The 21,836-nt window shown below is 66.3% G+C and carries 17 protein-coding genes; 4 read left to right on the plus strand and 13 right to left on the minus strand.

Going from position 1 to position 21,836, the window contains the following annotated elements; genetic code table 11:
• Positions 1-77: 77 nt before the first annotated feature.
• Entirely contained in the window at positions 78-1,379 is a 1,302-nt protein-coding gene (locus tag BN2503_RS02575) for an HD-GYP domain-containing protein (protein WP_054255078.1), read from the minus strand.
• Positions 1,380-1,445: 66 nt separating this feature from the next.
• Positions 1,446-2,894, minus strand: a complete 1,449-nt coding sequence (gene sbcB / locus BN2503_RS02580; RefSeq protein WP_054255079.1) for an exodeoxyribonuclease I — start codon at positions 2,892-2,894, stop codon at positions 1,446-1,448.
• Between the two features lie 180 nt (positions 2,895-3,074).
• On the opposite strand from sbcB, the gene BN2503_RS02585 reads away from it, so the two are divergent.
• Entirely contained in the window at positions 3,075-4,364 is a 1,290-nt protein-coding gene (locus BN2503_RS02585) for a lytic murein transglycosylase (RefSeq protein WP_054255080.1), read from the plus strand.
• A gap of 194 nt (positions 4,365-4,558) precedes the next feature.
• On the opposite strand, the gene clpA is transcribed toward BN2503_RS02585, so the two are convergent.
• From clpA to dnaE, 3 genes are all read right to left on the minus strand, one after another.
• The gene (gene clpA / locus BN2503_RS02590) at positions 4,559-6,913 is read right to left on the minus strand and encodes an ATP-dependent Clp protease ATP-binding subunit ClpA (RefSeq protein WP_054255081.1); all 2,355 of its coding nucleotides are present in this window, start codon (positions 6,911-6,913) and stop codon (positions 4,559-4,561) included.
• Between the two features lie 56 nt (positions 6,914-6,969).
• Positions 6,970-7,329: an ATP-dependent Clp protease adapter ClpS gene (gene clpS / locus BN2503_RS02595; protein ID WP_074930147.1), complete on the minus strand. Its 360-nt coding sequence runs from the start codon at positions 7,327-7,329 to the stop codon at positions 6,970-6,972.
• Between the two features lie 172 nt (positions 7,330-7,501).
• The gene (gene dnaE / locus BN2503_RS02600) at positions 7,502-11,041 is read right to left on the minus strand and encodes a DNA polymerase III subunit alpha (RefSeq protein ID WP_054255083.1); all 3,540 of its coding nucleotides are present in this window, start codon (positions 11,039-11,041) and stop codon (positions 7,502-7,504) included.
• 130 nt (positions 11,042-11,171) lie between these two features.
• Between dnaE and BN2503_RS02605 the strand changes: the two genes are divergently transcribed.
• The gene (locus BN2503_RS02605; protein ID WP_054255084.1) at positions 11,172-11,969 is read left to right on the plus strand and encodes an outer membrane protein assembly factor BamD; all 798 of its coding nucleotides are present in this window, start codon (positions 11,172-11,174) and stop codon (positions 11,967-11,969) included.
• A gap of 24 nt (positions 11,970-11,993) precedes the next feature.
• Here BN2503_RS02605 and BN2503_RS02610 read toward each other — a convergent pair whose 3' ends face one another.
• The 5 genes from BN2503_RS02610 to BN2503_RS02630 all read right to left on the minus strand — a co-directional run bounded on the left by BN2503_RS02610 (position 11,994) and on the right by BN2503_RS02630 (position 16,287).
• Positions 11,994-12,239, minus strand: a complete 246-nt coding sequence (locus BN2503_RS02610) for a hypothetical protein (RefSeq protein ID WP_054255085.1) — start codon at positions 12,237-12,239, stop codon at positions 11,994-11,996.
• A gap of 2 nt (positions 12,240-12,241) precedes the next feature.
• The gene (locus BN2503_RS02615) at positions 12,242-13,537 is read right to left on the minus strand and encodes a hypothetical protein (RefSeq protein WP_054255086.1); all 1,296 of its coding nucleotides are present in this window, start codon (positions 13,535-13,537) and stop codon (positions 12,242-12,244) included.
• The gene (locus tag BN2503_RS02620) at positions 13,534-14,694 is read right to left on the minus strand and encodes an SPFH domain-containing protein (RefSeq protein WP_054255087.1); all 1,161 of its coding nucleotides are present in this window, start codon (positions 14,692-14,694) and stop codon (positions 13,534-13,536) included. The genes BN2503_RS02615 and BN2503_RS02620 overlap by 4 nt, the downstream gene beginning before the upstream one ends.
• A 243-nt stretch (positions 14,695-14,937) precedes the next feature.
• Positions 14,938-15,576 carry a 3-oxoacid CoA-transferase subunit B gene (locus tag BN2503_RS02625; protein WP_054255088.1) on the minus strand — a complete coding sequence of 213 codons (639 nt, stop codon included), beginning with the start codon at positions 15,574-15,576 and terminating at the stop codon, positions 14,938-14,940.
• A 3-nt stretch (positions 15,577-15,579) separates the two neighbouring features.
• Positions 15,580-16,287, minus strand: a complete 708-nt coding sequence (locus BN2503_RS02630) for a CoA transferase subunit A (RefSeq protein ID WP_054255089.1) — start codon at positions 16,285-16,287, stop codon at positions 15,580-15,582.
• 85 nt (positions 16,288-16,372) lie between these two features.
• On the opposite strand from BN2503_RS02630, the gene BN2503_RS02635 reads away from it, so the two are divergent.
• Complete coding sequence (locus tag BN2503_RS02635; RefSeq protein ID WP_054255090.1) at positions 16,373-16,912, plus strand: PAS and helix-turn-helix domain-containing protein; 540 nt, start codon at positions 16,373-16,375, stop codon at positions 16,910-16,912.
• Positions 16,913-17,051: 139 nt separating this feature from the next.
• Positions 17,052-17,915, plus strand: a complete 864-nt coding sequence (locus BN2503_RS02640; RefSeq protein ID WP_054255091.1) for an LOG family protein — start codon at positions 17,052-17,054, stop codon at positions 17,913-17,915.
• A gap of 25 nt (positions 17,916-17,940) precedes the next feature.
• Here the strand turns inward: BN2503_RS02640 and BN2503_RS02645 are convergent, their stop codons facing one another.
• The 3 genes from BN2503_RS02645 to BN2503_RS02655 are packed head-to-tail and all read right to left on the minus strand — an operon-like array spanning position 17,941 to position 21,832.
• On the minus strand, positions 17,941-19,347 hold the full coding sequence (locus BN2503_RS02645; protein ID WP_082366475.1) for a DNA recombination protein RmuC: 1,407 nt from the start codon (positions 19,345-19,347) through the stop codon (positions 17,941-17,943).
• A 49-nt stretch (positions 19,348-19,396) separates the two neighbouring features.
• Entirely contained in the window at positions 19,397-20,404 is a 1,008-nt protein-coding gene (locus BN2503_RS02650; protein WP_054255092.1) for a 2-hydroxyacid dehydrogenase, read from the minus strand.
• Between the two features lie 18 nt (positions 20,405-20,422).
• Positions 20,423-21,832 carry a sodium:proton antiporter gene (locus BN2503_RS02655; protein WP_054255093.1) on the minus strand — a complete coding sequence of 470 codons (1,410 nt, stop codon included), beginning with the start codon at positions 21,830-21,832 and terminating at the stop codon, positions 20,423-20,425.
• Between the last annotated feature and the right edge of the window lie 4 nt (positions 21,833-21,836).

Raw genomic sequence — 21,836 nt, forward strand, 5'->3', positions numbered from 1 at the left:
TCAAATTTGATAGCTGCCAGCGCTTGACTGGAAAGGGCTTGAGGCTATTTTCATGCACAACGCCCTGCACGCATGTCTCACACGCCCGCCAGCCACTGGCCGCAGGCGTCGCACCAGTCAGCCACGGCGGCGTCGCCCGCGCTGGCGCGCTCGGCCAGCCGGGGCCAGCGCCCCTGCACGGCGTTGACCAGGGCCTGCAGCTGCCACAGGGCCTCGCCCCCGACCAGGGCCAGTTCGGCCAAGCCCTGGCCGTCGCCCTGCAGCAGGGGCAGCATGTCGGCCAATTGGCGCGGGTGCGCGCCGGCCTCGGTCAGGGCTTTTTGCAGTGCCGCCAGGCGGGCGTCGATGAAGGCACCGGCCTCGGGCATGCTGGCCGCCAGGGGCGCACGCAGCTGTGCCCAGCGCGCGAACGCCTGGGCCAGCACGCTGGCGTGCCGCTCGGCCTCATGCTGCATGGTCTGGGGGTCTGCACCTGTGGTGCTGGCATCGGCCAGCAGCGGCAGCACCAGTGCCACCAGCGGGGCCGGAAACTTGCGGTGGTTCAGCCGCAGCGTGAGCGACAGCCGCTGGGCCGGATGGTCCGCATATTTGTCAAAGAAGGCGGCCACCACTTCGGCCAGCAGCAGCACCTGGCCCATGGCGGAGATACGCCCCCCCTCCAGCCCGCGCGGGTAGCCGGTACCGTCCATGCGCTCGTGGTGCTCCAGCACCGCCTGCGCCACGGCGGGGGGGTAGTCTGGCTGGGCACGCACCAGCAGCATGGCCGTGACGGGGTGGGCCACCAGGTGCTTGCGCCCAGCGCCCGCCACCTTGTGCGCTGGGTCGCGCCAGATGGGGTCCATGTGCAGCACACCAATGTCGTGCAGCAGCGCCGCCGCGGCCAGGGACGTACAGCCCGGCACATCCAGGCCGCTTTGCAGGCCCAGGTACAGGGCCACCAGCATCACGCCCACGCTGTGTGCCAGCAGTGCGGGCTGCTGCTCGCGCATCACCGTCAGCTTGAATGCCATGGGCGCAGGCAGCGGCAGCGACTCCAGCGGGGCCAGCAGCCGCGCCTCGCCGCCGACGGCCTGGACCATGCGCTGCATCAGGGGTTCCTGGCAGCGCTGGCGCGCCAGGGCAGCGATAGCGTGCAGATCGACGGCATTCTCGGCGCTCAGATGGCCGTCAATGCCGTCCTGCAGGCGGTGCTGCACCAGCCGGTCGTACAGGCGCGCGTCGATGCGCGCCCCCTTCTCCACCAGCTTGATGCCGCTGTCGTTGTAGATGGCGCTGTGCGCCACCACGGGGCAGCGCTCGGCCATGTCGGTCACGGCCAGCAGGTAGTGCGGGCCGTCGGGCGGCGGCGCGTTCAGGTCGATGGACGGGTTGGTCACCATAGGCAAGAAGCTCTCAAAACCGGCATGGCCCAGGCCCGCCGACGCGGCGCGAAGGTGTATTGCATCTCACACCTCGGGCACGATGGCCTCGGCCCAGTCGTACAGGGCGCTCAGGATGTCGTGGGCACGTTCGTCCTCTCGTTCCTCGGCCTGCTCCATGAGCTGGTCGATGCGGTCGAACAGCGCCTGCACCGTGGGCGCACCACCCTGCCCCTGCAACAGGCAGGCTGCACAGTGCTGCTGCCAGTGCTGCTGCTCCGTGGCCGAGAGGGTTTGCGGAAAGTTGCGTGCACGGTAGCGCAGCAACAGCTCGGCCAGGCGCGGGTCATCAAAGCCGGTGCGTGCATGCGCCAGCTCGGCGCCGGAGAGCTGGCGCAGCTGCGCCAGGCGTCGCCGGTCCTCATTGCCGACGAAGCCGCCGTACAAATCCTGCTCTACATCGGGCGCATCCTCCGGCGCGCGCTCGAACACCGCAGCCCAGGTGGCGCTCAGGTCGGGCAGCGCGCGCGCGGCCTGCGCGTGCTGGGCAGCGCGCTCCACGTCGATGCCCCAGCGCTGCGCCAGCGCGGGCGTCAGGGTGTTGAGGTTCCCCACCACCATGGGGGACTTGTTCAGGTGCACGCTCTTGAGAGGCAGCCGCGTCACGCCCTCGGGCAGCTCTGCCTGCCGGGTGAACAGACGCAGGCGGATTTCCTCGGGGCGCAGCGTGGCCAGTTCGGTGGGGTCGTACGCCAGATTCCAGGCCAGCAGCTCGTTCTTGTTGGTGGGGTGGGTGGCCAGCGGCCACATCAGCGCCATGCAGCCCTGCTGCGCCGGAAACATGCCCGAGATGTGCAGGAAAGGCCGCGCCGTCTGCGCCGTGGCGGGCAGACGCAGCTCGGCCATCACGCGGTCTTTCTTGTGCAGGCCCAGGGCAAAGTCAAACAGCCGGGGGTTGTGCTGGCGCACCAGCCGCGCCAGGGCAATGGTGGCGCGCACATCCGAGAGCGCGTCGTGCGCGGCCTCGTGCGCCAGGCCGTTGGCCTTGGACAGGTCTTCCAGCCGGAAGCTGGGGGAGCCATCTTCCTTGGTGGGCCAGCGGATGCCCTCAGGGCGCAGCGCATAGGCCATGCGCACCACGTCAAGCAAGTCCCAGCGGCCGCACTGGTTCTGCCACTCGCGCGCGTAGGGGTCGATGAGGTTGCGCCAGAACATGAAGCGCGTGATCTCATCGTCGAAGCGGATGGTGTTGTAGCCCACGCCGATGGTGCCGGGGCGCGCCAGCTCGGCCTCGATGCGCGCAGCGAACTCGTGCTCGGGCACGCCGCGCTCCATGCACAGCTGGGGCGTGATGCCGGTGATGAGGCAAGACTCGGGGTCGGGCAGGTAGTCGTTGGCGGGCTGGCAATACAGCATCAGCGGTTCGCCAATCTCGTTGAGCTCGGCATCGGTGCGGATGCCGGCGAACTGTGCCGGCCGGTCACGGCGCGTGTTGGCGCCAAAGGTTTCGTAGTCGTGCCAGAGAAAGGTGTGCATGGAAGGAAAAACGCTGCCCGGCGCCAAGGCGCAAAACGCCAAGTATGCCGGGTGCGGGCCGCCCCCGATGCTCCGGCATTTGCCACACGCCAATACCGGCATGCCGCTCGCCCTTCCAACGCCACCGCGCGGGTAGAGGCACGGCGCACGCGCAGGGCGCGGCCAGGGGACAATCCACGCATGCACTCTGCCCCCCGCCCCTTCTGGCCCCTGGCCGCCCTGGCCCTCGCCCTGACAGCCTGCGCCAGTACGCCGGCACCTCACGCCCCTACCGCCCCCCCGCCTGCACCTGTCGGCACAGCAGCGGCAGCGCCTGACGCGCAGCAGGCGGCCTTCACCGCCTGGCTGGCCGAGGTGGAACGCGAGGCCATCGCCCAGGGCTTGCGCCCCGCCACCGTGCGCCAAGCGCTGGGCGGCGCCCAGTTGCTGCCACGCGTGATCGAACTCGACCGCGCGCAGCCTGAGTTCACACGCACGCCCTGGGCCTACCTGGACACGGCCGTCTCGCCCCAACGCATTGCCCAGGGGCAGGCCCAGCGCGCCGCGCACCACGACGCCCTGGAGGCCGCTGCCGCGCGCTACGGCGTGCCCAGCGCCATCGTCACCGCCATCTGGGGCATGGAAAGCAACTACGGCCAAAACTTCGGCAGCTTCCGCACCGTGGACGCGCTGGCCACGCTGGGCTTCGAGGGCCGGCGGCGCGCCTGGGCGCGGCGCGAACTGCTGGCGGCGCTGCGCATCCTCGACCAGGGCGACATCGCCCCCGAACGCATGCAGGGCTCCTGGGCCGGCGCCATGGGACACACCCAGTTTCTGCCCTCGGTATTCCTGGCTTATGCCGTAGATGCCGATGGCGATGGCCGCCGCGACATCTGGGGCAGCGTGCCCGACGTGGCAGCCTCCACCGCGCACTACCTGGCGCGCTCGGGCTGGCGCAGCGGCGAGCCCTGGGGCGTGGAGGTGCAACTGCCCCCGGGCTTCGACTACGCGCGCGCCGGACTGGCCGGGGTGCGCCAGGCCAGCGCCGCCTGGGCGGCAGAGGGCGTGCGCAGCCTGGACGGCACCGCACTGCCCCCACTGGAAAACGCCGCACTGCTCACCCCGGCGGGTGCACGCGGCCCGGCCGTGTTGGTCGGCGCAAACTTCCGGGCGCTGCTGCGCTACAACAATTCCGAGAACTACGCGCTGGCCGTGGGCCTGCTGGCGCGCCAGATCGACGGCGGCACCGGCCTGCAGACGCCTTGGCCGCGCGAGGAGGCGGCACTGTCGCGCGCCGAGGTAAAGGCATTGCAGCAGGCACTAAACGAACAAGGCTACGACGCCGGCACACCCGACGGCGTGATCGGCCCGGCCACGCGCGCGGCGCTGCGCCGCTACCAGCAAAGCCAGGGCCTGGTGGCCGACGGCTTCGCCACCCAGGCGCTACTGCGGCGCATCGCGCCACCTCCGCAGGAATCAGAGCAAAAATAGGCTCCAGCGCTTGACTGGAAAGCGCTAGCAGCTCTTCTTTCAGTAGCAAAGCCCCGGATCGCCGGGGCGCCTGCAAAGTGCTGGGGTTTGCTCTCTTTTCAATAGCTTCCAGCGCTTTATCGGCAAGGTGAAAAGCCACTTTCCATAAAAAAACCGCAGCGGGTGCTGCGGTTTTCTGGAGCGCGGGAGAAGGGTCAATCCGCCGTTGCCTCCTCGGGCTCGGCAGGTTCCGACTTAGCGCCTCGCTCCTTCTTCGGCAGCGGCTGAATGTCCAGCAGAACCTCGGAGGTTTCCACGCCCTTGTCGTCGGTCTTGTGCGCAATATCCACCGACAGGCGGCCCCCCTCGGTCAGGCGGCCGAACAGCAGCTCGTCCGCCAGCGCCTTGCGGATGGTGTCCTGAATCAGGCGCTGCATGGGGCGGGCCCCCATGAGCGGATCGAACCCCTTCTTGGCCAGATGCTTGCGCAGGTCGTCGGAGAAGGTGACTTCCACCTTCTTCTCGGCGAGCTGGGTTTCGAGCTGCAGCAGGAACTTGTCCACCACACGCAGGATGATCTGCTCATCCAGCGGCTTGAAGCTGACGATGGCGTCCAGCCGGTTGCGGAATTCGGGCGTGAACAGGCGCTTGATGTCGCCCATTTCATCGCCCGCCTGGCGCGGGTTGGTGAAGCCGATGGTGGCCTTGTTCATGGTCTCGGCGCCCGCGTTCGTCGTCATGATGATGATGACGTTGCGGAAGTCGGCCTTGCGCCCGTTGTTGTCCGTCAGCGTGCCGTGGTCCATGACCTGCAGCAGCACGTTGAAGATGTCCGGGTGCGCCTTCTCGATTTCGTCGAGCAGCAGCACGGCGTGCGGCTTCTTGGTGATGGCCTCGGTCAGCAAACCACCCTGGTCGAAGCCCACGTAGCCGGGGGGCGCGCCAATCAGGCGGCTCACGGCGTGGCGCTCCATGTACTCCGACATGTCGAAGCGGATCAGGTCCACGCCCATGATGTAGGCCAGCTGTTTGGCGGCCTCGGTCTTGCCCACGCCCGTGGGGCCGCTGAACAGGAACGAGCCGATGGGCTTGTCGCCCTTGCCCAGGCCCGAGCGTGCCATCTTGACGCTGGACGCCAGCACTTCCAGGGCCTTGTCCTGGCCGAACACCACGCTCTTGAGGTCGCGCTCCAGCGTCTGCAGCTTGCTGCGGTCGTCGTTGCTCACGTTCGCGGGCGGGATGCGCGCGATCTTCGCGACGATTTCCTCGATCTCGGTCTTGCCGATGGTCTTCTTGCGCTTGGACGGCGTGAGGATGCGCTGCGCCGCACCCGCTTCGTCGATCACGTCGATGGCCTTGTCGGGCAGGTGGCGGTCGTTGATGTACTTGGCGCTCAGCTCGGCAGCGGCCTGCAGCGCGGCGGCGGCGTACTTCACGCTGTGGTGCTCCTCAAAGCGCGACTTCAGCCCCTTGAGAATCTCGATGGTTTCGGCCACCGTGGGCTCGACCACGTCCACCTTCTGGAAGCGGCGCGACAGCGCAGCGTCTTTCTCGAAGATGCCGCGGTACTCGGTGAACGTGGTGGCACCGATGCACTTGAGCTGACCCGACGACAGCGCAGGCTTAAGCAGGTTGCTCGCGTCCAGCGTGCCGCCCGATGCGGCGCCCGCACCGATCAGGGTGTGGATCTCGTCGATGAACAAGATGGCGTGCGGCTTGTCCTTGAGGCTCTTGAGGACGCCCTTGAGGCGCTGCTCGAAGTCGCCGCGGTACTTGGTGCCGGCCAGCAGCGCCCCCATGTCAAGCGCGTAGACGTTGGCCTCCAGCAGCACCTCGGGCACGGTGCCCTCGGTAATGCGCCAGGCCAGGCCCTCGGCGATGGCTGTCTTGCCCACACCGGCCTCGCCCACCAGCAGCGGGTTGTTCTTGCGGCGGCGGCACAGAATCTGGATGGTGCGCTCAACCTCGTAGTCGCGCCCGATCAGCGGATCGATCTTGCCGTCCTTGGCGGCCTGGTTGAGGTTTTGCGTGTACTGCTCCAGCGGCGACGCCTTCTCGCTGCCGCGCTCGCCCTGCGGGCCGCCGTCCTCGCCATCGCCCTGGCTCTCGGGTTTGGGCGGCTCGGAGGACTCGCCCTTCTTGATGCCGTGGGCGATGAAATTGACCACGTCCAGGCGCGTAACGCCCTGCTGGTGCAGGTAGTACACGGCGTGCGAGTCTTTCTCGCCGAAGATGGCCACGAGCACGTTGGCGCCCGTGACTTCCTTCTTGCCGTTGCCGGTGGACTGCACGTGCATGATGGCGCGCTGGATGACGCGCTGGAAGCCCAGCGTGGGCTGGGTGTCGACCTCGTCGGTACCCGCCACCTGGGGCGTGTTGTCCTTGATGAAGTTGGACAGCGATGCGCGCAGGTCGTCGATCTGCGCGGCGCAGGCGCGCAGCACCTCGGCTGCGCTAGGGTTATCGAGCAATGCAAGCAACAGATGCTCCACGGTAATGAACTCGTGGCGCTGCTGACGGGCCTCAACAAAGGCCATGTGCAAGCTGACTTCCAGTTCCTGGGCAATCATGTGAGAACTCCTTTGTGCTTGCGTTGGGATGACTTTATTTCAGGGCCAAAGGCCTTTTATTCAACAGGCTCACTCACGGCCTGCAGCGGGTGCCCGGCCTGGTGGGCGGCGGCCAGCACCTGCTCCACCTTGGTGGCAGCCACATCGCGCGAGTACACGCCGCAGACGCCTCTGCCGTCGAGGTGAATCTTGAGCATGATCTGCGTGGCGGTCTCTCGGTCCTTGCCAAAGAACTCCTGCAGCACGACGACCACGAATTCCATGGGCGTGTAGTCGTCGTTGAGCATGAGCACCTGGTACATCCGGGGCGGCTCGGTGCGCTGGGTGCGCCGCTCCAGCACCACCGAGTCGCTGTCGTCCACGGCAGGGCTGCGCACGGGGGGCGTCGGTGGGAGAGACGGTGGGGTCGTTGCCATGAAATTCATTCTAGCGAGCGCCGCACGGCGCATGAGCGGGTAAGAGTGGTGCCATTCCAGCGCATTTCAAGGCATGCGGGCCATTTTGTGGCCTGGCCGCTTTCATTTTGAATGAAATCGAGCTCAAACGCTTACCCAGATTGCGCTAGAAGCTATTAAAAAATGAGTAATTCTAGTCATACACCACGCTGGCGCCGCCCCCGCCGGTCTGGGCCGTCCACGCGGCGAGCGCGGCATCGCTGGGGTACAGGCGGCTGCCCTCGCCCAGTTGCAGTTCGGCCTCGGCCGCGCCCTCGGGGGCGGTGCAGCGCAGGGCCAGGCGGATGCGCAGGCCGTGCTGCAGCTCGCCGTGCTCCGTGGCCTCGCTCTGCGGCGGGAACTCGCGCAGCAGCCGTGCCACGTCAAGCACTTTATCGCCCATGCGCACGTGCAGGTAGCGACCAAACTTGCAGCGTGCGTCTGCCAGGCTCCACACCTGCTGCCCCTTCACGCGCAGGCCGCCACTGAAGTGGTCAAGCTGCAAGCGGCCACTGATGACCACGAATTCGTCGTCCTTGAGCAGGTCGCGGTGCTGGTTCAGTAGCGCTTCGTCCACCGACGCCTCGATGGCGCGCGACTTGTCGTCGAGCTTGAACAGCGCCAAGCGCCCACGCTGGCCGTTGATGACGCGCAGGTCGCTGATGATGCCCGAGAGCAGCTGCGGCTCACGGCTGTCCTGCAACTCGCTGATGCGTGTACGCACGAAGCGCCGCACCTCGCCCTCGACCTCGTCGAACAGGTGGCCCGAGAGGTAGAAGCCGATGGCCGTTTTTTCCTGCATCAGCCGTTCCTTGATGCCCCAGGGCAGCGCTTCCACCAGGCTGGGCTCCTGGGTGCTGGAGCCGTGCGCGTCTTCGCCCATCATGTCGAACAGGCCGCCCTGGTTGGCATTGGCAATCTGGGCCGCGGCAAAGTCGAAGGCGCGGTCAATCGACGCCACCAGCTCGGCGCGGTTCAGGTGCAGGGCGTCGAAGGCACCCGCCTTGATCAGTGCCTCTACCGTGCGCTTGTTGATGCGCTGGCGGTCCACGCGCACGCAGAAGTCGAACAGGCTCTTGAACGGGCCGCGCGTGCCGCCCTGCGGCCCCACGCCCTGCCCTTCGCGCGCCGCGACGATGGCCTCGATGGCCTGCTGCCCCGTGCCCTTGACGGCGCCCAGGCCGTAGCGGATGACCTTGTCAGTCACCGGCTCGAAGCGGTACACACCGCGGTTCACGTCGGGCGGTTCGAACGACAGGCCCTCACGCAGCGCATCCTCGTACAGCACCTTGAGCTTGTCGGTGTCGTCCATTTCCACGGTCATGTTGGCGCAGAAGAACTCGGCCGTGTAGTGCACCTTGAGCCAGCCGGTGTGGTACGCCAGCAGCGAGTAGGCAGCGGCGTGCGACTTGTTGAAGCCGTAGCCCGCGAACTTTTCCATCAGGTCGAAAACTTCGTCGGCCTTGTCCTGGTCGATGCCCTTCTCGGCCGCACCCTTGCGGAAAATGGCGCGATGCTCGGCCATTTCCTCGGCCTTTTTCTTGCCCATGGCGCGGCGCAGCATGTCGGCGCCGCCGAGCGAGTAGCCGCCCAGCACCTGGGCCGTCTGCATCACCTGCTCCTGGTAGACCATGATGCCGTAGGTCTCGGCCAGCACCGGCTCAACCAGCGGGTGCGGGTACTCCACCACTTCCTTGCCGTGCTTGCGGTTCACGAAGCTGGGGATCAGATCCATCGGCCCCGGGCGGTACAGCGCGTTCAGGGCAATCAGGTCTTCCAGGCGGCTGGGCTTGGCCTCTTTCAGCATGCCCTGCATGCCACGGCTTTCAAACTGGAACACGGCCTCGGTACGGCCCTCGGAGAACAGGCGGTAGGTCGGCCCGTCGTCCAGCGGAATGTTCTCGTAGGCGAAGTTCTCCTGGCCTTTGTGGCGCTTCATGATGAATTCGCGCGCGATCTCCAGGATGGTCAGCGTGGCCAGGCCCAAGAAGTCGAACTTGACGAGGCCAATGGCCTCCACGTCGTCCTTGTCGTACTGGCTCACGGCCGATTCGCTGCCGGGCTGCTGGTACAGCGGGCAGAAGTCGGTGAGCTTGCCCGGCGCAATCAGCACGCCCCCGGCGTGCATACCGATGTTGCGCGTCATGCCTTCGAGCTTTTGCGCCATCTCGATGATGGTGCGCACGTCCTCTTCCTTGCGCACACGCTCGTAGAGCATGGGCTCCAGCTCCAGCGCGTAGTTGTTCTTGTCCCCCTCCTTCTTCGGCTCGGGCGGGTAGGCCAGCGTGTAGGTCTGGCCAGGCTTGCCGGGCACCAGCTTGGAAATGCCGTCGCAGAAGGTGTAGCTCATGTCCATCACGCGGCCCACGTCGCGGATGGCGGCCTTGGCGGCCATGGTGCCAAAGGTGGCGATCTGGCTCACGGCGTCCTTGCCGTACTTTTCCTTCACATAGTCGATCACCCGGTCGCGGTTGGCCTGGCAGAAGTCGATGTCGAAGTCGGGCATCGAAACGCGCTCGGGGTTCAGAAAGCGCTCGAACAGCAGGTTGTATTGCAGCGGATCGAGGTCGGTGATCTTGAGCGCGTAGGCCACCAGCGAGCCGGCACCCGAGCCGCGCCCCGGCCCGACGGGGCAGCCGTGCGTCTTCGCCCACTGGATGAAGTCCCCCACGATGAGGAAGTAGCCCGGAAAGCCCATTTTGAGGATGGTGCCCAGCTCGAACTCGAGCCGCTCCTCGTAGCGCGGGCGCTGCTTTTCACGTTCCGCCTCGTTCGGGTACAGGTGCAGCAAGCGCTCCTTCAGGCCCTCGTACGAGGCGTAGCGGAAATACTCGTCAATGGGCATGCCACCCGGAGTGGGAAAGTCCGGCAGCTGTGGCTTGCCCAGCACCAGCGTGAGACTGCAGCGCCGCGCAATCTCCACGGTGTTTTCAAGTGCCGACGGCAGGTCGGCGAACAGCGCCTGCATCTGCGCCGTGGTTTTGAAGTACTGCTCGCGCGTGAAGCGGCGCACGCGGCGCGGGTTGGCCAGGATCTCGCCTTCAGCAATGCACACGCGCGCCTCGTGGGCTTCGTATTCGTCCTCGGTCTGGAACTGGATCGGATGCGTGGCCACCACCGGCAACTGCAGGCGCGCTGCCAGCGGCACGGCCGCCGCCACGTGGGCTTCGTCGTCGGGCCGGCCGGCACGCTGCAGCTCGATGTAGAAGCGGTGCGGAAACAGCCCCGCCAGACGCAGCGCCAGCGCCGCTGCGCCAGCCTCGTCGCCGCGCAGCAGCGCCTGGCCCACCGGGCCTGCCTGCGCACCAGACAGGGCAATCAGGCCCTCGCCCAGCTCCTCCAGCCAGGCCCAGGTGCACACGGCCAGGTTTTTGACCACGTTGCGCGTCCAGGCGCGGGCCAGCAACTCGGAGAGGTTCAGGTAGCCCTGCTTGCCCTGCACCAGCAGCAGCAGCCGCGAGGGTGCAGCGCCTGCCCCGGCCGGGTCTTCGAGGTAAATCTCTGCCCCCAGCACGGGCTTGACGCCCTTGCCGCGGTTTTCCTTGTAAAACTTGATGGCGCCGAAAAGGTTGTTGAGGTCGGTGATCGCCATGGCAGGCTGGCGGTCAGCGATGGCGGCCTTGGCCAGTTGGTCGATGCGGGTGGTGCCGTCAACGACGGAAAACTCGGTGTGCAGGCGCAGATGAACAAACATCCCGCCATTGTAGAAACCCCCCCTCCTCCACCGGCCCGGGCCAGGGGCAAGCCCCCGTGGCAGGCCAGTACAATGGCCGCTTCGCCTGCCCGCAGGCCGCCTCGTTCATCCACCGGAAAGCCCTCCTGCCATGCTGCGTGCTCCTCTGCCCCTTCTTTCGGTCCTGCTGGCCGCTGGCCTGATTGCCGGCTGCTCCAGCACCAACGAGGACAAGACGGCGAACTGGAGCCCCGACAGGATTTACTCCGAAGCCCGCGAGGAGATGACTGGCGGCGCCTACGACAAGGCCGTGCCGCTGCTGGAAAAGCTTGAAGGCCGCGCCGCCGGCACGCCGCTGGCGCAACAGGCGCAGCTCGACAAGGCATACGCGCAGTTCAAGGCTGGCGAAAAGGCCCAGGCCATCGCCACGCTGGACCGCTTTCTGAAGCTGCACCCCGCCAGCCCCGCCGCCGACTATGCGCTGTACCTGCGTGGTCTGGTCAACTTCAACGACAACCTGGGCATGTTCTCGTGGCTGTCGCGCCAGGATTTGTCCGAGCGCGACCAGAAGGCCGCCAAGGACTCGTTCGAGTCGTTCCGCGAGTTGACCACGCGCTTCCCCGATTCGCGCTACGCGCCCGACGCGCGCCAGCGCATGACCTACATCGTGAACGCGCTGGCCCAGTACGAGGTGCATGTGGCGCGCTACTACTACGAGCGCGGCGCCTATGTGGCGGCCGTGGGCCGTGCGCAGCAGGCCATCGCCGACTACCAGAACGTGCCCGCCACGGAAGAAGCGCTGTACATCCTCATCCGCTCTTACGACGCGCTGGGCATGGCCCAGTTGCGCGACGACGCCCAGCGTGTGATGAACGCCTCGTACCCCGATAGCAGCTACCTCAAGGGCGGCTTCAAGGCGCGCGAGAACCCATGGTGGAAGTTCTGGTAACCCTCGGCGCCCCTTGCTGCAGCGCTACAAGCGCTTCACGCGCCTGCGGTAATCGCCCACGTTGTTGCCACTGATCGCGGTGGCCTGCGTGCCGCGCACCTCGCCCGCCTTTGCGTCCTTGCCCGACACTGGCTGGGCGGTGATCGCGGTTTCACGCTCAAAGGCGTGGGACTTGTCGGTATTGCGGTAGTACCGGTACAGCATCCAGTACAGCCCGGCGGCGCTGGCCGGCCCCAAGGCCAGCAGGAAAAGAAGGCTGTCGTCGTCCATGCTCAACGTCCTATAAACCAGAGGGCCAGGCCCTCGACCAGGGTGCCCACGGTAAGTGCGGCGGTGATGAGCTTCCACTGCTGCACCGGCACGCTGCCCATGGTCTTGCCCGTGCGGCCGTTCACGGCGATGTAGTGCAGCATGCCACCGTCGCTGCCCGGCTGGTGGTAGGAGTAGAGCCACACCGGCAGGTACATGGCCACCCAGCGCGTGCCGTGCACGTCAAGGTGCTCCTGCTCCCAGCGCACGCCCCGGTCGTAGCGGCGCACCGAGGAGTGCACCTGCGCCCGCGCGATGGAGAGCAACTGGTCCTCCAGCCGTGGCTGCAGGTGCTCAACGTCACGGTCGCGCTTTTCCGAGCTGTAGCCGGCGAGGTAAGAGGCGTTCCACTTCACTGCGTTCTTGGTGTCGAAGGGCAGGATGGCGTTGATGACGTTGTTGGTGTTGGCCCGGGTGTCGAGGTTGCCACGCCGCGCGCTGGACTCGATCGTCAGGTCGTCCACCGTGAAGTCCACGTGGCGCTGCACCTGGTACACATCGGCGTCGTAGTAGGTCTTCTGGTCCTTGCCCTCGCCGCGCGTGTAGCGGCGCGTTTCGACCTCGCCAAAGCCGGTCACGTCGGCACTGGCGTTGGCGTCCACCACCATGTACGGCAAGTACACGCCGAGCACGTTCTCGGGCGTGAACTCCTCCTTGAACGCCTTGAGCGCAAACATCTGGCGCTTGCCCACGAACTGGCGGATGCGCGCCACCGCCTCGTCTTTCTTGATGTGAAAGGGCAGCACCGCGTCGGGCACGGCGCCGTTGTCGATCTGCTCGTTCACACCCAGCACGTGACGGCACCAATGGCAGCGAGCGGTCATGGCGTTCTCGGTGTTGACCACCACCTCGGCGCCGCAGCCCGTGCACTTGAAACTGCGCAGGCTGGCCGTGTCGGCATTGATACCCTGGGCGCCCGAGGCGATCTGCGTGCCCTTAAGCTGGTCGATGCCCTCGCCCAGGCCAAATTCCTCTTCGACGCGCGCGGCCGTCCATTCGTAGCGGCAAAACAGGCAGATCAGCTTGTCAGAGCCCGCGCGGTGGCGAATCTCGGTCGCACCGCACTTGGGGCAGTGGTTGAGGCCGTCGCGCAACTCTTTCGATCCGGTGTCGATGGACACCGGGTCAGGCGCCTGCAGTTCATCACGAATGGGCCCGGGCAGCGTGGCCGGGTCAATCGGAAACTCGCCCGAAGACGCGCCCGGCACAGGCGGCACGTCTTGCGGCGAGCCCGGGCCGCTGGGGCGCTGGGTGCTCACAGGCCAAGCGCCTTGGCCTTGACCGCGTCGTAGTCGGCCTGCGTAATCAGCCCGGCGTCCAGCATTTGCTTGGCCTTGGTGAGCTTGGCAATGGGGTCGTCCGCCGCTGGCGCTGCGGGCGCAGGCGCGGCCACCGGCTGCTGCAGGCCCGCGAGCCCGCCCAGGCCGCCCGTGGCGATGCCCATGCCCATGAGGCCACCAACGCCGGCGTTCTGCCCCGCCGACTGGATGCCCGCCGCCACCGAGGCCTGCAGGTTGGAATTGCCACGCGCACCCGACAGCGCGTCGGCGCGCTGCACGGTCTTGAGCAGCTCGCGGGTGCTGGCGTCGTACTCGATGGAGACGATGGCGGTCTTGGCGATGACCAGGCCGCGGTCGGACTTCCACTGGTAGGCGTTCTCCACCACGGCGGACAGGCTCTGCGCGAAGCCCACGGAGTCCTGCTGGATCCGGGTGATGCGGTTGCCCTTGGCCGGGTCGTTGGTGTAAAGGCTGAACGCCGGGGCGAGCGAGCCCACCACCTCGTTGAAGAGCTGGCTGGCCGCCGCGTTGTCGAGGTCGGTGAAGTCAAACACCTGGCCGGGCTGCAGGTACGTGGCGGGCACGAAGTTTTTCACGAACAGGATGGGATCGACGATCTTGAGCGTGTAGCTGCCACGCGTGATGGCGCCCACCTGTGCGTTCAGGTAGCCGTCGTCCCAGTAGATCTCGGACTGCGTGCCGAAGCGGTTGTCCGGCAGCTCCTTGAGCGACACGAAATACGCCGCCTGCTGCGCGCCCGGCTGGCCGCCGAACTTGAAGCGCTCCCAGCTCTGGCGCACCAGCGCATCCATGAGGCCACCACCGGTGAAGATGGACAGGGAGTTGAGGTCGTCCGACTTCCACTCGTAGGCGCCTGGCTCGCTGGCAAAGCCGGTAATGGCCCCGTCTTGGAACAGCAGCAGGCCGTAGCCCTCGGGTACGACGATCCTGGAGCCGTTGGTGATGATGTTCGACGACCCCTTGGTGTTGGCGCCCCGCCCCGCGTTGGTGCCGCGCGGCACGGCGGCGAACAGCGCGGCCGTGGGCGGCAGGCCGTCCGGCACGGTGTAGAAATCCTTCCACTGGTCGGCCAGCGTTCCGCCGATTGCACCCACTGCTGCCTGGATGAGACCCATGATGATGTATTCCCTTGTGTCGGTACCGCCCGGGTGGGCCGTTGCGGCAAAAGCATAAACGAAACCAGGGAAGCGCCTGCACCAGCCAGGCTATCAAAAAAGTGAGCTGCCAGCGCTTTTCCACTAAAGGTTTCAGATGGTTTTCATTCTGAAACTCTTTAATATCAAGCGCTGGCAGCTCCTATTTTTGAAGCGCCATAAGCGGGCGATCCGCCCACCGGCGTGGGCGCGCCGCACTCGGCCTTACTGCAGCAGCGGTACGCCCGTCTTGGACTGGATTTCCTCGAACGTCACGCCCGGCGCAAGCTCCACCAGTTTCAGGCCCTGGGGCGTCACGTCCATCACGCCCAGGTCGGTGATGATGCGGTTGACCACGCCCACGCCCGTGAGCGGCAGCGTGCAGGCGGGCAGGATCTTCAGGTCGGTGGTGCCGTCCTTCTTCTTGGCCACGTGTTCCATCAACACGATCACGCGCTTGACGCCCGCCACCAAGTCCATGGCGCCGCCCATGCCCTTGACCATCTTGCCGGGGATCATCCAGTTGGCCAGGTCGCCCTTCTCGCTCACCTGCATGGCGCCGAGGATGGACAGATTGATCTTGCCGCCGCGGATCATGGCGAACGACTGGTCGCTGCCGAAGATGGCCGAGCCGGGAATGGTGGTCACGGTCTGCTTGCCCGCGTTGATCAGGTCAGCATTCACCTGGTCCTCGGTGGGAAACGGGCCAATGCCCAGCATGCCGTTCTCGGACTGCAGCCACACCTCCTTGTCGCCGGTGTGATTGGCCACCAGCGTGGGGATGCCGATGCCCAGGTTCACGTAGAAGCCGTCTTCCAGCTCTTGCGCCGCGCGCGCGGCCATTTGGTCTTGCGTCCAGGGCATGGTTCAGGCTCCTTGCTTTTCAGTGATCGTGCGCTTCTCGATGCGCTTCTCGGGGTTCGGGTTGTGCACGATGCGGTGCACGTAGATGCCGGGCAGGTGGATGTCGTCAGGGGCCAGCTCGCCCACTTCGACGATGCGCTCCACTTCCACGATGCAGATCTTGCCTGCCGTCGCAGCGGCCGGGTTGAAATTGCGTGCCGTCAGGTTGAAGCGCAGGTTGCCGGACTTGTCGGCCACGTCCGCCTTCACCAGGGACACCTCGGGTACCAGCGAGCGCTCCATCACGTAGGTCTCGCCGTCGAACTCGCGCAGCTCCTTGCCCTCGGCGACGATGGTGCCCACACCGGTTTTGGTGAAGAACGCCGGGATGCCCGCGCCACCGGCGCGCAGCTTCTCGGCCAGCGTGCCCTGGGGGGTGAACTCCAGCTCCAGCTCGCCCGCCAGGTACTGGCGCTCGAACTCCTTGTTCTCCCCCACGTAGGAGCTGATCATTTTCTTGATCTGGCGCGTCTCCAGCAGCTTGCCCAGGCCGAAGCCGTCCACGCCGGCGTTGTTCGACACCACGGTCAGATCTTTCACACCGCTGTCGCGCAGGGCGTCGATCAGCGCCTCGGGAATGCCGCACAGGCCAAAGCCGCCGACGGCCAGCAACTGGCCATCGGCGACCACGCCCTCGAGCGCAGCAGCTGCACTGGGATAGAGCTTGTTCACGAATGTCTCCTCATAGGGGCGGATAAAAGGTATGCGCTACGATACTACGTATGTATATAAGTAGTTTCTCGTAAATATTTACACTATGGAGACCGATTACCAACTGGCCTTTGAACTGGCCCCGGTGGGGCTGGTGCTGTCACGCAACCGTGCCATGGTGGACTGCAATCGCCATGTCTGCGACATGTTCGGCGCCTCGCGCGAACTCATGGTGGGCCAGTCATTCCAGATCCTGTACCCCAGCGCCGACGAATACGAGCGCCTGGGCGCGCACATGGCCCCCATCCTCAACGCCAAGGGCTACTACAGCGACAACCGCATCATGAAGCGCGCCAACGGCGAGCTCTTCTGGTGCCACGTCACCGGGCGCTCCCTGCACCGCGAGGATCCGCACGCCGCCGGCATCTGGAGCTTCGAAGACCTGAGCGCCCAGCGCCCCGTGAAGGCGGATCTCACGGGCCGCGAACGCGAGGTCGCGGCGCGGCTGCTGGAAGGCCTGACCTCCAAGGAGATCGGCAAGATCCTCAACATCAGCCACCGCACGGTGGAGATTTACCGCGCGCGGCTCATGCGCAAATACGGCGCCTCCACGGCGGCGGACCTGGTGCACAAGCTCGTGGCCTGAAAAAAATGTGAGCGGCTGGCGCTTGCCTGGCAATGGTTTAGGGCCGAAATGCATCTGCTTTCACCCGGGCGGCCGATTTTCTTGCGCGCTACCGCCGCTTCCCGCGCAGGCCAGCAAACCGCGCCACAATTCCCGCCCTATGCAAGCCAATACCCTACTCAACGAACGCCGCCTGGCTGACGCCTGGGAAGAACTGCACACCCAGGCCCACAACGGCAACCCCTTGCAACCCGACTCCAACCGCCTGGCCTTTGCCGACCCGGAGTTCCTGTTCCGCCGCGAAACGCGTGGCATCCGCTTTCAGCTGGAGATGCTCAAGCCCGACCTGGAGCAGTCCGCCCAGGGCGTTGAAAACACCGTGGTGGTGTATGGCAGCGCGCGCTTCGTCTCGCATGAAGAAGCGACGCAAAAAATGGCCGAGGCCGAAGCCAGCGGCGACGCCCAGCGCATCGCGCTGGCCCAGCGCGCGCTGCGCAATGCGGTGTACTACGAGCAGGCGCGCACGTTTGCGCGCCTGGTGGCCGAGCACAGCCAGCACCAGCCGCCCGAGGACCGCATCTACGTTTGCACCGGCGGTGGCCCGGGCATCATGGAAGCGGCTAACCGGGGCGCTTATGACGCGGGCCAGCCCACCATTGGGCTGAATATCGTGCTGCCGCACGAGCAGCGCGGCAACCCGTACATCACGCCGTCGCTGAGCTTCAAGTTCCACTACTTCGCGCTGCGCAAAATGCATTTCATGATCCGCGCCAAGGCACTCGTGGCCTTCCCCGGTGGATTCGGTACGCTGGACGAGCTGTTTGAGGTGCTGACCCTGGTGCAGACGCGCAAAGCCAAGCCGTTGCCCATCGTGCTGTTCGGCAAGGCGTTCTGGAGCCGCTTTCTCAACTTCGACGTGCTGGTGGAAGAAGGCACCATTGCCCCCGAGGATCTGGGGCTGTTCCACCTCACCGACGACCCGCAGGACGCCTGGGCGACCATCCAGAAGTTCTACGCGCTGTAGGCGCGTATTGACGGACTGAGCGGCCTCAGTCCTCCGGCCCCTCGCCACGCGCGGCCTCCACCAGGGCCGGTGGCAGCGCCTTGGCGGGCTTGATGCCCAGCTCCTTGAGCATCTCGGCGCGGCGGATGACGTTGCCGCGGTTCTTGCTGAGCTTGTTGAAGGCCTTTTGGTAGGCGTCCTGCGCCTGCCCCAGGTTCTTGCCCACCTTTTCCAGTTCCTCGACAAACGCCGTGAGGTGGTCGTACAGGTCGGCGCCGCGCTGGGCGATTTCCTGGGCGTTGCGCGTCTGCGCCTCCTGGCGCCAAAGATGTGCCACGGTGCGCAGCACGAACAGCAGCGTGGACGGACTGACAAGCAGCACGTTGCGGTTCCAGGCGTCGCTGTAGAGCTGGTTGTCGGCCGTGACGGCAAGCATGAAGGCCGGCTCGATGGGAACGAACATGAGCACGAAGTCGAGCGACTGCAGCGCGTAGAGCTGCTGGTAGTTGCGCTCGGCCAAGCCCTTGATGTGCTGGCGTACCGAGTCGAGGTGGCGGCGCTGCGCACCGGCGCGCACCGCCTCGTCGTCGGCATGGGCCCATTCCTCGTAGGCCAGCAGCGAGGCCTTGGCGTCGATGACGAGGTGGCGGTTTTCAGGCAGGTGGATCACCACGTCGGGCTGGGCACGTGAGCCATCGGCACGCAGGTGGTTTTCCTGCACGTCGTATTCGAAGCCCTTGCGCAAGCCGGCCGACTCGAGCACCCGCTCCAGGATGAGCTCGCCCCAATTGCCCTGGGCTTTGGTGGAGCCCTTAAGGGCCTGGGTCAGGTTCTTGGCGTCCTCGCTCAAGGTCTGGTTGAGCTGCATCAGCTGGTGCACCTGCTGGGCAAGCGCCGAACGCTGCTTGCCCTCGGCGTCGTAGAACTGCTCCACGCGCCCCTGAAAGTCGGCCAGACGCGAGCGCAGCGGGTCGAGCAACTGGCCCAGGCTCAGCTGGTTCTGCTCGGCAAAGCGGCGGCTTTTTTCTTCCAGGATGTCGTTGGCCAGGCTCTTGAACTGGTGCGACAGGGCCTCGCGCGCCTCGGCCAGCAGCGCCAGCTTGTCGTGCGCCGCGCGGCGCTCGGCCTCCAGTTGCGTGGCCTGGGCGGCCAGCTGGGTCTGCAACTGGCTGGTGTGCTCCTGCGCCATCTGCAATTCACCCCGGCCCTGCTGCAACTCGGCCAGCAACGCCAGGCGCTCGGCCTCCAGCCCACGCACGCGCTCCTGGGCCGCTGCCAATTGGGCGCCGGCCTGTGCCAGCTGGGCCAGGCTGGCCTCGCGCTGCGCCTGCGCCTGCACTGCAGCAGCCTGCGCCGCGCCACGTGCACGGGCCGCGCCGGCCAGCCAGCCCAGCAGCAGCGCCACGGCCGCGCACAGCGCCGCCGCCCCGAAAGCCATGGAAAACGGCATCATGGCAAATTCACTCTCATTTCAATAGCTTCCAGCGCTTGCTGGAGAAGGACTACAGCCCGTTTTGGTACAAAAATTCATCCGCGCCCGGTAGTTGGTTCACCGGGGTCAGCGGGCCGCGTCCATCGAAGAAGGCGATCAGGTTGTCGGCCGCCAGGTTGGCCATGGCCCGGCGCGTGGCCACGGTGGCGCTGGCAATGTGGGGCGTCAGCACCACGTTGGGCAAAGTGAGCAAGTCGGGGTGCACGGCGGGCTCGCCCTCGAACACATCCAGCCCCGCGGCGGCAAGGCGCCCTTCCCGCAGCGCCGCGGCCAGCGCCGCCTCGTCCACGATGCCGCCACGCGCGATGTTGACCAGCGTGGCGGTGGGCTTCATGCGCGCCAGCTCTTGTGCGCCGATGGTGTGGTGGTTGTCCGGGGTATAGGGCAGCACCAGCACCACGTGGTCAGCGTTGGCCAGCAGCACATCCTTGCCCACGTGGCGCGCCTTGCACTCGGCCTCCAGCGCGGGCGGCAGGCGCGTGCGGTTGTGGTACAGCACCTCCATGCCGAAGCCGTGGGCGGCGCGGCGCGCGATGCCCTGGCCGATGCGCCCCATGCCGATGATGCCCAGCGTGCTGCCATGCACCTCGGAGCCGGCCAGCAGGTCGTAGCGCCAGTCCTTCCACTGGCCCGCGCGCAGGTAGCGCTCGCCCTCGGTGATGCGGCGCGCCGCCGCCATGAGCAGTGCGAAGCCAAAGTCGGCCGTGGTGTCGGTCAGCACGTCGGGGGTGTTGGTGCCCTGCACCCCCGCTGCGGTCATCGCAGCCACGTCGAAGTTGTTGTACCCCACTGCCATGTTGGCCACCACACGCAGGCGCGGGCAGGCGGCGAGCAGGGCCGCGTCGATGCGCTGCGCCCCGGTGGTCAGGGCGCCGTCCTTGTCAGCCAGCTGCCGGGCCAGCTCGGCGGGACTCCAGCGCACATCGTCCTGGTTGGCCTGCACCTCGAAATGCTGCGCCAATCGCTCGACAGTCTCGGGAAAGATGGCCTGCGCCACCAGGATGCGGGGTTTGGCCATATCGCCCTCCTCGTGCAGTCAGCGGAAAAAGATCAACGTCATGACGATGAACAACGGCACCAGAATGGCGCCAGACCACAGCATGTAGCCAAAGAAGCTGGGCATCTTCACGCCGCGGTCCTCGGCAATGGCCTTGACCATCAGGTTCGGTGCGTTGCCGATGTATGTGTTGGCGCCCATGAACACGGCCCCGGCCGAGATGGCGGCCAGCGTGGGCGCCATCTGCACCATCAGCGTGGCGGCATCGCCTCCGGCCGTGTTGAAGAACACCAGGTAGGTGGGCGCATTGTCGAGGAAGGAGGAGAGCACGCCCGTGGCCCAGAAGTACATGGCGGGGTCGGGCGAGCCATCGGGGCGCGTCACGGCATGGATGATGGCGCCAAACGGCCCCTGGGTACCCGCTTTGAGCATGGCGATCACCGGGATGATGGTCAGGAAAATGCCCGCGAACAGCTTGGCGACCTCCTGCATCGGCGCCCAATTGAACTGGTTGGCCGCATGCACCGCCTTGGGGGTGAGTGCCAGGGATGCCAGGGTCACCAGGATCAGCCCCACGTCGCGCACCAGGCCGGGCAGGCCAACTTCGGTGCCCGCCACGTCGAACGCGATACCCGGCTTCCAGAAGCCGCTGAGCAGCACCAGTGCCACCACCACGCCCAGCAGTACGAAGTTGACCTTGCCGTCGAAGCCAAAGCCATCGGTATCGGGCGTGGGATCGATGCGGCGCAGCTCGTCGCGCTGGCGGAAGAACCAGCTGTCCAGGGCATAGAACAGGGCCAGCAACACCCCGACCAGGAACAGCGTCTCCGGGAAAACATGCTGCAGGGTCCAGAAAAAGTCCACGCCCTTGAGGAAGCCCAGGAACAGCGGCGGATCGCCCAGCGGCGTGAGCGAGCCCCCGGCGTTGGAGACAATGAAGATGAAAAACACCACCACGTGGGCGATGTGCTTGCGGTGGTCGTTGGCGCGTATCAGCGGCCGGATCAGCAGCATGGATGCGCCCGTGGTGCCCATGAAGCTGGCCAGCACCGCCCCAAAGGCCAGAATGCCCGTGTTCAGCGCGGGGGAGCCATGCAGGTTGCCGCGGATGTAGATGCCACCCGCCACAGTGAAAAGCGCAGCCAGCAGAATGACGAACGGCACGTACTCCGCCAGCAGCGCATGCACCAGGTTCACGCCCGCTACGCCGGGCCCGAACACCAGCGCGAACGGCAGCAGAAAAGCCAACGCCCAGGCAGCCGCCACCTTGCCGAAATGGTGGTGCCAGAACACTGGCGCCAGCAGCGGCATGAGCGCGATCGACAGCAGAATGCCGGCGAAGGGGACGCCCCACAGCAGCGACAGCGCTCCGCCATCCAGCTCAGCAGCCCCCGCCCAAGCCGGGGCCATGCAGCAGGCGGCCGCAGCCAGCCAGCGCCAATACGTCATAAAA

The organism is Paenacidovorax caeni, from assembly GCF_001298675.1.
Lineage (GTDB): Bacteria > Pseudomonadota > Gammaproteobacteria > Burkholderiales > Burkholderiaceae_C > Paenacidovorax > Paenacidovorax caeni.

Excerpts from the sequence above, each read along its gene's own strand:
- clpS (WP_074930147.1), bottom strand. The coding sequence starts at position 7,329 with ATGGCAACGACCCCACCGTCTCTCCCACCGACGCCCCCCGTGCGCAGC.
- BN2503_RS02610 (WP_054255085.1), bottom strand. The coding sequence starts at position 12,239 with ATGGACGACGACAGCCTTCTTTTCCTGCTGGCCTTGGGGCCGGCCAGC.
- sbcB (WP_054255079.1), bottom strand. The coding sequence starts at position 2,894 with ATGCACACCTTTCTCTGGCACGACTACGAAACCTTTGGCGCCAACACG.
- BN2503_RS02655 (WP_054255093.1), bottom strand. The coding sequence starts at position 21,832 with ATGACGTATTGGCGCTGGCTGGCTGCGGCCGCCTGCTGCATGGCCCCG.
- BN2503_RS02625 (WP_054255088.1), bottom strand. The coding sequence starts at position 15,576 with ATGCCCTGGACGCAAGACCAAATGGCCGCGCGCGCGGCGCAAGAGCTG.
- BN2503_RS02635 (WP_054255090.1), top strand. The coding sequence starts at position 16,373 with ATGGAGACCGATTACCAACTGGCCTTTGAACTGGCCCCGGTGGGGCTG.
- BN2503_RS02620 (WP_054255087.1), bottom strand. The coding sequence starts at position 14,694 with ATGGGTCTCATCCAGGCAGCAGTGGGTGCAATCGGCGGAACGCTGGCC.
- BN2503_RS02650 (WP_054255092.1), bottom strand. The coding sequence starts at position 20,404 with ATGGCCAAACCCCGCATCCTGGTGGCGCAGGCCATCTTTCCCGAGACT.
- BN2503_RS02605 (WP_054255084.1), top strand. The coding sequence starts at position 11,172 with ATGCTGCGTGCTCCTCTGCCCCTTCTTTCGGTCCTGCTGGCCGCTGGC.
- BN2503_RS02575 (WP_054255078.1), bottom strand. The coding sequence starts at position 1,379 with ATGGTGACCAACCCGTCCATCGACCTGAACGCGCCGCCGCCCGACGGC.
- BN2503_RS02585 (WP_054255080.1), top strand. The coding sequence starts at position 3,075 with ATGCACTCTGCCCCCCGCCCCTTCTGGCCCCTGGCCGCCCTGGCCCTC.
- BN2503_RS02645 (WP_082366475.1), bottom strand. The coding sequence starts at position 19,347 with ATGATGCCGTTTTCCATGGCTTTCGGGGCGGCGGCGCTGTGCGCGGCC.
- clpA (WP_054255081.1), bottom strand. The coding sequence starts at position 6,913 with ATGATTGCCCAGGAACTGGAAGTCAGCTTGCACATGGCCTTTGTTGAG.
- dnaE (WP_054255083.1), bottom strand. The coding sequence starts at position 11,041 with ATGTTTGTTCATCTGCGCCTGCACACCGAGTTTTCCGTCGTTGACGGC.
- BN2503_RS02640 (WP_054255091.1), top strand. The coding sequence starts at position 17,052 with ATGCAAGCCAATACCCTACTCAACGAACGCCGCCTGGCTGACGCCTGG.